The organism is Trinickia sp. LjRoot230 (assembly GCF_964253315.1).
Taxonomy (GTDB): domain Bacteria; phylum Pseudomonadota; class Gammaproteobacteria; order Burkholderiales; family Burkholderiaceae; genus Trinickia.
On sequence record NZ_CAXUQX020000002.1, the window covers coordinates 974,166 to 987,194 of the forward strand.

12 protein-coding genes are annotated in these 13,029 nt (G+C 61.6%); 11 read left to right on the forward strand and 1 reads right to left on the reverse strand.

What is annotated here, in order from left to right; translation table 11 throughout:
* Window positions 1-407: 407 nt before the first annotated feature.
* Genes ACSQ20_RS23405 through ACSQ20_RS23415 form a run of 3 tightly spaced genes read left to right on the forward strand, consistent with a single transcriptional unit; the run spans window position 408 to window position 4,223 of the window.
* A complete protein-coding gene (locus ACSQ20_RS23405; protein ID WP_436024689.1) occupies window positions 408-641 on the forward strand; it encodes a hypothetical protein in 234 nt (77 codons plus the stop codon).
* Between the two features lie 18 nt (window positions 642-659).
* Complete coding sequence (locus ACSQ20_RS23410) at window positions 660-3,239, forward strand: T6SS effector BTH_I2691 family protein (RefSeq protein WP_436024691.1); 2,580 nt, start codon at window positions 660-662, stop codon at window positions 3,237-3,239.
* Between the two features lie 12 nt (window positions 3,240-3,251).
* Entirely contained in the window at window positions 3,252-4,223 is a 972-nt protein-coding gene (locus ACSQ20_RS23415; RefSeq protein ID WP_436024693.1) for a DUF6708 domain-containing protein, read from the forward strand.
* A 294-nt stretch (window positions 4,224-4,517) separates the two neighbouring features.
* Here ACSQ20_RS23415 and ACSQ20_RS23420 read toward each other — a convergent pair whose 3' ends face one another.
* Complete coding sequence (locus ACSQ20_RS23420; RefSeq protein ID WP_436024695.1) at window positions 4,518-5,027, reverse strand: DUF1697 domain-containing protein; 510 nt, start codon at window positions 5,025-5,027, stop codon at window positions 4,518-4,520.
* Window positions 5,028-5,728: 701 nt separating this feature from the next.
* Between ACSQ20_RS23420 and ACSQ20_RS23425 the strand changes: the two genes are divergently transcribed.
* From ACSQ20_RS23425 to ACSQ20_RS23460, 8 genes are all read left to right on the forward strand, one after another.
* A complete protein-coding gene (locus ACSQ20_RS23425; protein WP_436024697.1) occupies window positions 5,729-6,226 on the forward strand; it encodes a hypothetical protein in 498 nt (165 codons plus the stop codon).
* Between the two features lie 10 nt (window positions 6,227-6,236).
* Entirely contained in the window at window positions 6,237-7,226 is a 990-nt protein-coding gene (locus ACSQ20_RS23430; RefSeq protein WP_436024699.1) for a S8 family serine peptidase, read from the forward strand.
* Window positions 7,207-8,154 (forward strand): hypothetical protein, encoded by a 948-nt coding sequence (locus tag ACSQ20_RS23435; protein ID WP_436024701.1) that lies wholly within the window; start codon window positions 7,207-7,209, stop codon window positions 8,152-8,154. Before ACSQ20_RS23430 ends, ACSQ20_RS23435 begins: the two co-directional genes overlap by 20 nt.
* A 90-nt stretch (window positions 8,155-8,244) precedes the next feature.
* Entirely contained in the window at window positions 8,245-9,171 is a 927-nt protein-coding gene (locus ACSQ20_RS23440; RefSeq protein ID WP_436024703.1) for a hypothetical protein, read from the forward strand.
* Between the two features lie 447 nt (window positions 9,172-9,618).
* Window positions 9,619-10,620: a hypothetical protein gene (locus tag ACSQ20_RS23445; RefSeq protein WP_436024705.1), complete on the forward strand. Its 1,002-nt coding sequence runs from the start codon at window positions 9,619-9,621 to the stop codon at window positions 10,618-10,620.
* Between the two features lie 410 nt (window positions 10,621-11,030).
* On the forward strand, window positions 11,031-11,348 hold the full coding sequence (tnpA, locus tag ACSQ20_RS23450) for an IS66 family insertion sequence element accessory protein TnpA (protein WP_436024706.1): 318 nt from the start codon (window positions 11,031-11,033) through the stop codon (window positions 11,346-11,348).
* A complete protein-coding gene (gene tnpB, locus ACSQ20_RS23455; protein WP_436024708.1) occupies window positions 11,348-11,668 on the forward strand; it encodes an IS66 family insertion sequence element accessory protein TnpB in 321 nt (106 codons plus the stop codon). The genes tnpA and tnpB overlap by 1 nt, the downstream gene beginning before the upstream one ends.
* An 18-nt stretch (window positions 11,669-11,686) precedes the next feature.
* Entirely contained in the window at window positions 11,687-12,844 is a 1,158-nt protein-coding gene (locus tag ACSQ20_RS23460; RefSeq protein WP_436025845.1) for an IS66 family transposase, read from the forward strand.
* Window positions 12,845-13,029 lie beyond the last annotated feature (185 nt).

A 13,029-nucleotide genomic window follows, 5' to 3' on the forward strand; every position in this document is an offset into this window, starting at 1 on the left:
GCGGCCAAATAGGAGATCTCCCGGTTCCCGCATAGAGATCGTACTGACATGCCAGGGTCTAAGACCGCGCCGAGTCCGCATGGCGCTTGCGATGGCGCGCCCCGCGGTATTGCCTTCCGCATACAGTAGTACGTCAGCACTCGGGAATGTATCCATTTCGTGGCTCGATGGCTGGCCTATCAGCACCCCTGTCAACGCTTCGCAGCCCGCCTCGCGGCTGACCACGCATGACTCGGGGACATCGTGAATCGCTAGTTCTTGCAATGTCGGGGACTTTCACCCCTTGATCTCTACCGGTCTCCCGGCGCACACTGACGAACAAACAGTACAAGCAACTCACCCGCATTGAGGTCATCGAGCGCGTGCTCAATGCTTTACGCAGCAATGGATCTGCAATCAAGCCCGACATGCCGCCTCTGATTGACGCGCAACTGGCGAAGGGCGAGGCATGCGGCCTTTCAGGTTCGGACCTGCTCGCTTTTGCGCTTCACGGCACCGTTGTCTCTCCCTATTTTGACCGTCACCCGCGCGTGCGGGCCGTGTTGCAGGCTTCCGAGACGCACCCTTATGCCGAGACGGCCGCGCGTTGGACGCAGGGCGATTGGGAAGCCATTGCGCGCGAGAGCATCCAATACCAATGATTTGAACGAGACAAGAATATGGCATACGACTTCGACTTCTCGAATATCAGGCAACTGACGATAGCGGCAATGCAGGCGTCGACGCGCGAGTCAGGCAGTTGCTCCATGTGCCAGAAAAAAGGGCTGCCGATTCTTCCTGTCCGGTACTCAGCCTTCGCCGATACGAAGGCGCACGGTTCATCCGGTGCGATGAGGCTGATGGGCAGTACGTTCGGCGAAGGCGTAACGAGTATTGCGCTCAAGAAGGCCAAGTACACGTTGCGTACGCTGCGCTACGGTTACGTGTATGTGTTCTATCCGAAGACCGGACGATGGCAGGCCTATGCCGTGACCGCCGAGGGATACCTGTACGAGTTTCCGGTTGACCTGAACATTGACCGTGGCTTCGAGCGGCCGTTTAGTTGTCATCAGCCCGAACACGCGCAGTTGGCGCAGTGCATCACCATCGAGGATGCGCAAAGGGCGGGCGTAGTCTACTTGGCTTTCAGCGAGGAACGCTGGACCAAAAAGGTGCGCGACCTATACGCGACCAATTTCATGGGCTGTCGCGATAAGCGAATGCAGCCATTCGACGCGGCCGGGTGGTTTAACGGCAGCACGCAGCAGCCCCATACGGAGACCGCGACACACGTCGCGGAGCTGCTGAGCGAATACAAAGGCGGCCCGCCCGAGGCTTGGTTAAGCGCTTGCTTCACGTATCACAATCGCTCCGGGCAAGGGCCCGCGCTGAAGCAGGCAATGGATTCCATTACGCCTGACAAGGGGCTCATCTTCGCGCTGTGGGACCCGGTCGGCATCACGCAGGAGCTGAACTTCGAGCAGCGACTGGCGTTCGGGGCCACGCTCGAGCCATACGAACACGGTATCTGGGCCACGAGCGCCATCGATGCGCTGCACGAAGCTGTTATTACGTCGGCGAAGGAGGACGTGGAAAGTGGTGCCCGGTTGATGGAGGCAAACACGTACCAGGGGCTGGGAGCCAGTGCGATATTCGACGGCGGCAAGCTGCTCGAAAAGCAGCTCAAGAGCATCGAGGCAATGAAGCAAGCGGACCTTGTCAGCGCAGGCCCCGAAGCGTGGAAGCCCTACACGACGCATTATCGGCGGCAGGCCATCGTCGATTTCAAAGAGCAAATGGCCGAGGCGCTGAAGCACGAGCAGGCAAGCACGCTTGTACCGCTATCGCAGGACCACCAGGCCTGGTTGACGAGTCCTGCGTTGCTGAACGTCTTTCAATTCGACTACGAACAGGGCAACTGCCGCAGCGGCGTCAACTACACGAACACGTTCACGGGCTGCATCGAAGGTGCGGCGGACCGCAAGGAAACGGTCGATGTGCTGGTCAAATGGGCGAAAAGCGATGTGACGGATACGCGTAATCCGCTGCTGCGCGCGCTCGTGCTGAACCATCCCGTTCTGGCCGAGAAGGTCAAGCAAGCGTCGAGCTATCCGTACATCGAGATGCGAGAGTTTATCGCCAAGCTCATCGAGTCCTACAGCCAGATAGAGGACGTTGCGAAACAGGCGGACCCTCGCCTCCCAGGCGCGCTCGCCGGCTCGGTCGCTCGTCTTCTGCAACAGGCGGGCGGCCCGATTGTCGAAGCCGTGAGCGCCGGCGTGGATACAGCCGCCGCCAAGATAATCTACGCGGCGATGTGCATGCGGACGAAAAAGCTGTTCGAGTTCAAAGCACTATGGGGCTCGCCCGATCAGTGGGTGAACTACATCGCGCGGCAGATGCAAGAGATGATGCCGGGACGGCAACAAATCGATGTGCGGGATTTGCAAACGAAGCTGCGCGAGAAGGCGGCGCCTGCGGGCGACAAAGATTGGGAGGTGAAGGTCAAGCAATTCGTGCCCGTTCAAAGCGCTGAACAGGAAGTTGCCCACCTGTCCAGCGCCAAGGGCACGCCTAGCGTGTCCAAGCAAATGGCCGCGTCGATGCTGACGCCGGATGTCGTTGAAAATATCTACATGCCGAAGTTTCGGCTGATGGCCAGAGGTGAGCCGGCATTTGCGGGCATCGGGGCGATTTTTAATGCTATCAATCTGCGGTTGGCGCGGGAAGAGCTGAAGAAGTCAAACCGGTTTAACGCGACGGAGAATGCCATCAAGTTCGACAATGCGGTCGCTGGGCTTACCGCAAGCGTCGCGCAGTATGGCGGGGCGACAATCAAGGGGCTGGAGAATGGAGGCGTGAAGCTGTCCGCCGGTTGGCTACGCTGGGCTCATCGCTTGGAGCTTGCCGGAAAGTATGGCGGAGCGGTGGTTGGGCTCGTGTCAGCAGCTATCGATGTCTATCATGCGTCGGGGGATTGGAAGGAAGGCAACGCGACAATGGTGGCCCTGGATTTGGCGTCGACTGCCGTCGGGTTTACGCTTGCCTATGTGACCGTATTTTTCTCTGCATCAGCTGCCGCTGTTGTCGCCCTGCCGTTACTGCTTCTCGCGGCTTTGATTGGCGCACTGATAAATTACTTTAAGGGGCGGGAAGTCTACGAATGGCTTGAGAGGTGCTATTTTGGTTTGAAAAATTCGGGCGACAGATTTCCTACGCTAGACGAAGACCGGAAGGCATTTGTTGCCATGATTTCGTAACGAGGATGCAAGATGGCATTTGACGGGTTTTCCTGGTATCGCCTTAATAGGCCAGTAAGCGGCGAAGAATTGGCGTCACGTCTAACGACCGACAAGTCGTGGTCTGACTCGCCTAAGGACTGCAATACCGTATTTTTGGCGAATGAAAGCTGCCTCGAGATCTGCGATGGCAATTACTCAGAAAAGGGATGGGGCGTCATAGCATTCCTGTTGCCGGGCCTTGGCTCTCTGGGAGCCACCGCTGTCATTGTGTGGATGATGACCCACATGCCGCCAATCTATGAGCAGCGAGGAGAGTTGGGACTTATCTACAGTATATTGAGCTTCTTCTTACTCGTAATGTTTGGCCTGAGCGCTGTCGGGGTTTGGGCGTTGACGAGAGACTGCTTTAATTACACGCGGAAGCCAGTGCGATTTAGCCGGGCGGACCGCACGATGTATGCTTTTCGCAACAATGGTCCACGCGGTGTTATATCCGTTCCGTGGGACAATGCCTTCTTGTACGTTGAGCGCAAACCAAAAGCCGGCCTCGGTAGAACTGCACCGCGTGTCGTCCGTTGCCTCGTCCTGAACGACAAGGGACTGGTTGTAGACACGTTCTCTATCGGAAAGCGGGTGGTGCTCGCATTCGACGAGAGCAGCCCGGCTGGCCAGCAGACGATGGAAGAACTGTATCGAGACTTCGAATACTACCGGCGTTTCATGGAAGAAGGTCCGTCGTCCGTACCCCCGGTAGCAAAGTTGCTGTCGAGCGAGGTTTCCTTCCGGAACTCCCTCAGAATGCAGTTTGAGGACGTACCGGACATCCTTAATTCCGGGCATCCGCTGCTGTGGTTGCTGCTTGCTATCACCGCGCTCCCAAGCCTTATCCAAGCGACGGTTCATTACCTTGCGCAACTGACCTGTCGCGAACCCGTGTGGCCAGATGAGGTCGAGCAGGCGTGCAACGCTCGCCTACCTTCTGTCGAGGGGCTTGCATCATGAGCCGCCGATTCATTCGCAAAGGAGACTGGACCGAACGGAAACCGTCGACGTGCTCATCAAATGGGCGAAGGACGATGTGACGGATACCCGTAATCCGCTGCTGCGCGCATTTGTGCTGAACCATCCCGTGCTGGCTGAAAAGGTCAAGGACGCGTCGAGCTAGCCTACATCGAACTTCGAGAGTTTATAGCGAGAATGGCAGGTGTCACTCGCCGAGATCATCGCGGTGATAGCCACTACAGCTCGTACGAATGACGCATGATGGCCACGCGAAGACGCCAGAGGAAGATCGGTCTACGCTGCAGCCCATTCGGCGAGCTTTGCCACCGTGTTCATATTGCGGGCGGTTCCGGACTTGGCGGCCAGGATCTTCAGTTTCGAGTGCGCCATTCCATTTCCATAGTGCACGTAGATCTCACGCTTTCCGAGCGCGATCTCTTCCGTCTGTTGGCCGCTCACGCCGGCCAGGGTGTCAGTCGGTGGCGGCGCATCGAGGAATATAGCGACCGTTCGATTCGGTGCAGATGAACGGAAAGGATTTCCCGCGAGAACCGCGGCCAGTTCCGCACCGGTTCGGATCATAACGCCTATCTGAATGCCGGCGTATGACTCCAGACAACGCGCCAGCCCGGTCTTCACCGAAGTTTCCGAGAGCTTGCTTTCGAAGACGACGTTGCCGCTTGCGATATACGTGCGCACCTTGGCAAAGCCGATGGACTCGCACATCGCCCGCAACTCGGACATAGGGAGTTTGCCTGTGCCGCCGACGTTCACGGCTCGCAAGAGAGCGACATATGTAGTCATCGGTGCATTCTATCGCCACATTAACTAACGTGACACACGTTTGCGCCGCTAAAACCGCCGCTGTTTGCGCGTCATTAAACTTCTTGCCTGCTGCGCCGTCCGATATCAAACCTGCTCCGCGTTCGGCCATCCGGCACCGATGTTGCAGACAGTACAACGCGCGGTAGCGACGTCGACAACGAAATGCCTTCCTCAACAGGATTAACGAAGTGCTCCAATGGGCACGCTTTTTTATGACCTTTCCCTTGAAAGGCGTCTTAGAAATTCCTAGAGTTGATCTGAGTTCTGTCGGGCAAAAAGTGGCAACTCACTGGCGGACTGGAAGCACGTATTAACGCCACTGGTTTGCTGGCCATTATAGACATGTAGAGATGCGAAATAATCATGTTGTCAAGCAACGCATTTATCCACATTCCCCCTTTTTGACCATCCATCGCAGTCAGAAGGCAATCGTTCGCCGGGCCAGACAGAGTGGTCGTATTATCGGCCTTTTCGGTCAACTACGCGACGAGTGCCGGGATCAGGGCGACCATCGAATTCCATATTTATAGTTGCAAGCGCTGTTCGTAACGCAAAAGATTCTCTGGACTAGCCGCGAAGTAAGCCATCACCTGGGGACTTGCGGCTATGCACGCGCTTCACCAAGTACTAAAGCACGGCTGCGGCACCCTGGCCGTTGTGGATCCGTGAGGGAGGATGACGTGCCGATATCGCTCCGAACTGCTTTGGTGACTGCCTGCGTCACGCTCAGCGCATGCACAACTCCAATCGACCCCATCGCGGTTATCCATTACAAGCAACTGGGCGCGTGCACACGCGCGCAGACTGGCAATGGCGTCATCAATGTCCCGCCCTCGCGGGCGATCATTATCTTTCGCGTCTTGCACATCGACAACACGAAGACCAACAAGAATTGGTCCTTCGACTCGACCACGTTGCAGGTCAATGAGCCGTCTGAACAGAACTTGGGCGGACCCGGACCAGTCGCGATCGCCGCCGGACAGGACGTAACAGTCAACGTGCCGATGGGCATCCTTGTGACGACCGGCAACGCCGACGGCTCGGACGCGGCTTCGGTCAACTACTTCCTGCTGTACCCGCTCGTGCCCCCAGCGCCCGGTACACTGGGCGCGAAGGAAAACTCTAATCAGGTTCAATACCCATTCGCGACCGACTGCAACGTCATCGCGGGCGGCTGAGCGCACGGCCATGCACTCGATCGATTCCCCCACGCCCGCACCGATGAGCGATACGGTTTGTAACGCGATGCTCGACAGTGCGCGCAGCTTCGCGCTGCGCCAAGTCGGGCTCAATCCGCGCGCCATCGACACCGTCAGCGTGCGGACCGCACGCCTCGCGCTCGTCGACGGCGCGGTCGACGCGTCGCACCCGGCGCTGCGCGGCACCCGCATCGAGTGCCTCGGCGCCTTACTGCCGACGTCATCGGCAGCGGCCGCTGTCGTCGACTCTGCTGGCGACCCGGCGGCCAAGCACGCGACCTTCTGCGCATCGATCCTAGTCGGAGCTGAAGAGGCGCGCCGCGCCGATAGAGCTGCTACCGTGCTCGGCCTGTGCCGCGGCGCGACACTCGTCAATTGTGCGGCCGTCAGCACGCCCATGCTTACCGGTTCGATGCCGTTGCCCGAGGTGGCCGCAGCGCTCGCCGTGGCGGTACGCCAGGCACTGCGCGCGCGTTGCCGCACGATCGTCTTCGGTGTCGAGATCCGCTATCCAGAGTCGCCCTCCTGGCGCCACCTGCGCGACGCGATCGCCGTCGCGCGCGCGGCCGGCGCGATCGTCGTGCTGCCGGCCGGCAACCGGCCTGGGACATGGACCGAGACACCCTGCACATGGCCCGAGGCGCTCGTCGTCGCGTCGCTGGCGTCGCATGGCGGGCCGTCGGGGTTTTCTGTCGCGGCTGGACTCGGTGCGCGCACGGTCTTCGCCCCCGGTGAAGACATCCCGGGCGCGGTGGCCGGAGGCACCGTATCGGTGCGCTCGGGCACCAGCTTTGCCGCCGCGATGGCAGCCGGCGTGCTCGCCCTCGCGGGCATGCTCGGGCCCGAACGCAGCGTGTCTGACACCATCGCCGGCCTGTTCCCGCCGCCGAGGCGCCGGCTTGATGCCGGCGCGCTCTTCGCTTCTTCGTCAATGCTGTCCGTCCCAAGGGAGACGCAACATGCAGCCCCCATCGCTTGATGCTTCCATGCCACTGCAGCCACCGGTTGAGCCAGGTTCGCTCGAGCCATCGGCCCTGTCCGCGCCATGTCCCGAGTGTGCCGCGCGCGTTAGCAGCGTCCCTGTCGAGCAGTTTGTCTATGCGATTGGCCGGCTCGACGTGCGTTTTCCGTCGCTGGGTATCGAACGCGAGTACCAGCAGCGCGAACGCGCGTTGACTGACCTGCAGGAGCCATCACGCACGGCGCGAATCCGCGCTGTGCTCGAGAAGAACCCGCATCTTGCGCTGCGCATGGGCTATCTGTTTGTGGTCGACGGCACGGCGGTGTACGCACTCAGCCCGGCCGGCGGCCACTTGAAAGAGTCGCTCTTCGCCGCGTTGACCCACGCCGATGACAAGGACCACTACTGTACGCTGATCGGCCGCACCGGTGGGTTCGCGGCCGCGCCGGCCTACGGCGGCCTACTGCTGACAAGCGTGACGGCCGACCAGCTCTACGACTTTTCACTCGACGAGTGGGGGCAGCGCCTTGCCGGGATTGCGCAAGCGGCGCTCAAATCGCGCAAGATCGAGGCGACGCATTTCGATACGGTGGCGAAGACGCTGTTTCGAGAGCTCTGCGCCACACCCGACAATCTGGGCAGCGCCGACGGTCATCGCGCGCTCAACTACCTGCTCGTGCAACACCCCGGTCTGTTCCTTGCGGCGGCCGAGCGGCGAGACCACGTGCTCGACCATGTCGAGACGCGGATGGCGCCCACGGCGGGAGGCCGCCGCCACGTCGTGTTGGTGTTGACCTTCCTAGATCGCACGACCGGAGTACCCGAACGGCTTTACTGCACGGTCGATGTAACGGAGGAGTGGCCCTTCGTCGTTGGCGCGCACCCGTCGGGCACGCCATTGGGCTTCGCCCCGTTTGTCGAAACGGCGGTTACGCTAAGCGCGTAACCGCACCGCGACCTGTCGCGCGCGATGATCACTCCACCCATGCGCCTTGTCATCACTCCGAGTACAGCGAACGAACACAGGCCCGACCCTGTGTCGCCGTCGACAGCCGCGCTCACGTTTCACCACCTGTTCCGCAGCGCGCTGGCACGCCAAGTCGAGTACAGCTTCAGCGAGTTGCCCGATCGGGTGACGACGATGATCCCGCTGTGCGGCGAGGGTGTGCTCGCTGAGGTCGCGGAACTGGCTGTCGCACTGCGCTTCGCCGGCGATTGGTCCTGGTCAGTGCGACGTTTCGTTAAGGCAGTGCGACCCGACGCGTTGTTGCTACGGCTAGATTGGGAGGGCCCCGACGCCAATGCGGTCACACTCTACTGTCGGTTTCCCGCGGAGCCAGACGATGCAGCGTTCTTTGGCGCGCTCGCGCATGCGCGGCCCTTTGCGTGGCTCGGCCCAGCGCCCTCGGGAGTGGCCGCTGCACTGGGGGTGCCGGGTCCGCGCGGCATCGCGCTGCGGGTCAGCCACGACGGATCGCTGCACGCAGCGCTGTACTTTAAGAGCGAGCAGCATGTTGGCACCGCGTGGGGCGAGCGGCTGGCCGCACTGCTGTCGGCCTGCGGCTTCGCGCCCGACCTCTCACGCTCGATAGAGGCCGACCTGCGGCCGCTGTATCGGCCCGGCCCGTTGGGTGTCGTCGGTCTGGACAGCGGGGATGGCCGCGGCAACGGCGGCACTGCAGGCGCCCTCAAGTTCGACCCGGCCAACGTGCCACTGGCTGCCGCCCTGAGTTTCGTGGCGGGTAAAGGGGTATCAGCAGCGCGCGTGGCCGCACTACAAGCAGTGGCCTACGGGCTGCGCGCGGACAGTGCAAGCTACGTCGGCGCGCAATATGGCACCGGCGGGTTCGTGGGCTGGCGGCTCTATTTCGCCTGTGAGCCGTCCTACGCGCGACTGCCCGGCCTGCCGACGCTGGCCTCGCAGCGCCACCTGCGTGCGATGCGGCGGGGCCCGCACTACTGACCTTCGACCACGCTCGCAACGCCCGCCTGAGATTCAGCCTTCCGACCAACAACGCCACGGCATTTCCGTCCTCAACCACTTCGAAGGAGCGAGCACCATGCTTCCCGGTTTCACCGCGATACCACAATCCGACCCCGCCGTCGCGCTGGCGGGCCCTTGGGACTCGCCCAAGCAATGTCGTCCCCTCGGCACCGACACTTTCTGTACGGGCCTCGTGCTCTGGTGCAAGGACGTGTACTTCTGTCCAGGCGGCTCGGCGCCAGCGTCCTGGAACGGTCAGTTCGTAGGCTTCGGCACTTTGGACCACCACACTCCCTACCCTTGCGGCGTGTGCTTCGGCATCACCTCGCCTGATGATTGGTGAGCCGTGGCCGCAAGCCACGGGACCATGCGCGCCGCGGCGCGCAAGCTTTGCCTGAGCCTAACTAGGGACGAGATGGACTCGCCATGACGCTACCCTTCGACCGGGCCGTGCGAGCCGCTATCGCTGGCGGTATTGATGCGCTGCTAGACCAGCAGGACAAAGACGGCCTGTGGCGCGAGTTCGCACTGCATCCCGGCGCCGCCGAGGCGTGGACCACCGCGTGGGTGGGTTGGTGCCTGCTGCGCTCGGACGGCACGACCGCCGAAGATTCCGCATCCGTCCGGCCCGACCTGATGCCGGCCGCGCTCCCGCGGCGACGGCGCGTTCGTTGGTCCTGCATGCGTGCCGCCACGGCGGTGGGCCGAATGTGTCGCCCTGACGACGGTTGGGGTTACAACCGTGCCGGCGGCGCCGACGCCGACAGCACGGCTTGGGCGTTGCGGTTTCTCGCGGCGTGCCACGTCAGCATCGATCCACTGCCGTGGCTCAACCGCTTTGTCGACGCGGGCGGCGGCGTACACACCTTCGTCGACGACGGTTACGGCTCGTGGACAGACTCGCATGACGATGTCGCAGCCAATGTCGGCCTCGCGCTGCTGCACTGTGCCGCCTCGCGACCACTTGCGCAGCGCATCGGGCGCCGGCTCAGGGCGCGATGGCCGGTACAGACGTTCTGGTGGTCGACACCGACCTACGGGATAGCCTGGACGCTGCGCTTGCTCAGTGCGCTTGGTGCCGGCTTGCCTGACGCGGAGTACTCGAACGCACAGACATGGTTGCGCGCAAGGCCGCTTGCGACCGATGCCTTCGAATGTGCGCATCGCTTGATGATGGCCACACTGCTCCGCGACGAAAGATGTGCCGAAATTCTCGCCAACCAGTTGCTTGATCTCGGGCTGCTGCGCGGGTGGCGCGGTGCGGCATATCTACTGGTGCCACCGCGCGACGACGGGCCCTTACCACCGCCGAACGCGGAGTTGCGTGGCGTGCTTACCACCTCGTTATGCGTATTGGCGCTATCGGAGTTCATGAGCCTTCGCGTCAAGTCTCAGCCAGAAGGACGGCTTTGGGGCTTTCATGCTTGATGTCTCGTTGTCCGGAACGGGGGCGTGCACCGCCCTTCCGCGATCGTCAAAGCGGGGGGTGCCGAGTTCTTCCAATTTTTCTACTGACGTCGGCCCAAAGAACCCGTCCCGGCCGTTGGCATGTTCGTAGACCAAAGGCTGCAATAGCTGACACCCTCCGTCCAACACGATACGAACATGAAGGTCCGTTGTTTGAGTAGAGCAGCCGCCTGAATGACCACCTGCGTGCCGAAATGAGCGGCTGAAGATGGCCGAGGGCGTTTGAAAACGCATTGATCGCCTAGACTGAGTCAATGCGTTCAGACCAGGCGAGTTAGCCAATGTGTAAGCGGTAAGCCATAGGCGTTATAGAACTCGCGTGAAGGCAGTCGCACAATGTCGTCATTGAATTCGCCCAGGAGGGGCGCGCGATGACGGCATCGACAAGAGCGGAAGTGGAATCGTCGTGGCGTCAGAGGCTGTCGCGCTTTGCGCAGAGCGGCCAGACGGTGAAGACGTTTTGCCATGAGGAGTCGGTGTCGACGTGCAGCTTCTACCATTGGCGACAGCGCTTGCAGCGACCGGCAGTGCCATGCGGCGGGGGCGCTGAATCAGCGGCGTTTGTCGATCTGGGCGCGATCGCGGCCAGTGGCACGCGCATCGAATCGGCCGCCCCGACAGGCGCGGCCAATCTGACGATCCGCCTTGATTTGCCCGGCGGCATCGTTCTGACGATCGCGAGGGGCTGATGTGCTTCCCGGAACAACAGGTGCGTGTGTTCCTGTACGGTGCGCCGGTCGACATGCGACGCTCGTTCGATGGCCTGTACGCGATTGCGCGCCACGGCATGCGGGCCGATCCGCTGGCGGGCCATTTGTTCGCGTTCATCAATCGCGTGTGGGCCAAGCGGCTTGAACAAGGCCGTTTTCTGGCCGACTGGAAGCGGGTCGTCACGCGTGAGATCGACCTCACGCAATTGAAGCTCTTGCTCGAGGGGATCGAGGTCGTGCGGCAAAGGCATCGTTACCGGCATCCACAGCCGCAATTGCCGGTGAGGCTCTCGCCATGAGGCATGTCTTTCTCTATGATGGCGGCCATGACATCGACTGCCGCCACCGACGAAACCCTCGCTGCGCTGACCGCGCAAGTGGCGGCATTGTCGGCGCGATGCGAAGCGGTGCTCAGCGAGAACGCGCAATTGCGTGCGCAAGTCGCGTGGTTCCAGCGCCAGCTGTTCGGCCGCAAGAGCGAGCGTCGCATCGTTCAGCCCGATGCGGCACAGGGCACGCTGGGCGAAGCTTTCGATGCGGCACCCGATGCGCCTGCCCCAGGCAAGAAGACACGCGTAGCGGGCCACGAGCGCAGCACCAAGCCCAAGCGGGCCGATGCCGACGAATCTACGCTGTTCTTCGACGAGGGCAAGGTGCCGGTCGAAGTGATCGCGGTGGCGAACCCCGAGGCCGCGGGACTTGCTCCCGAGGACTACGAAGTGATCGGCGAGCGCGTCAGCCATCGGCTCGCCCAACGTCCGGGCAGCTATGTGGTGCTCAAGTACGTGCGCCCGGTAATCAAGCGGCGCGATACGCAGGCCCTGTCGTGTCCGGCAGCGCCGGTAGGCGTGATCGAAGGCAGTCGTGCCGATGTGTCGTTCATCGCCGGCCTGCTGGTGGACAAGCTCGTGTACCACTTGCCGTTGTACCGTCAACATCAGCGGCTGGCCCAGTGTGGTATCCGCGTGTCGCGGCAGTGGCTCACGCAGATCGCGCAAGCGGCGATTGCATTGATCGAGCCGCTCCACGATGCGCAGTGGCAGTCGGTCCTCGTCTCACGCGTCAAGCGCATGGACGAGACGCCGCTCAAGGCAGGGCGAGAAGGCCCGGGCAAGATGAACTCGGCGTACTTCTGGCCCGTGATGGGCGAACACGAGGAGATTTGCTTCCATTACCAGCCGAGCCGGCGGCAGGAACACGTCGAACAACTGCTCGGGCCAGCGGCCGTGGCCGGGGGCGTGTTGCATACGGACGGCTACAGTGCGTACGCCTGGTATGCGAAGAAGACCGGCATCGCGCAAAGTCTGTTGGTGACGTGCAAGGTGCACGACATCGATCCCTACGATTACTTGGTCGACGTGCTACAGCGCGTAGGTCAGCATCCGGCTTCGCGCGTGCATGAACTCACGCCGAGGATGTGGAAATCGCTCTTCGCCGACAACCCGCCGCGCTCGCCCTTGCATCAGATCGCCTGAGATCGCAAGAACGTCGGTGAGTTACCGATTACGTTCGGCCTGGCTCGCCCTAAAGGCCGTGGTCAACGTCGTAACTATCATTCGTGGTGTCGTCACGCCTTGTCAAGCACTGGGCCGGCGCCACGGCGCTCGATTTTCGGTTTCTTCATGAATCTCAAATAGAAAGCTGCAAACACCGACAATGC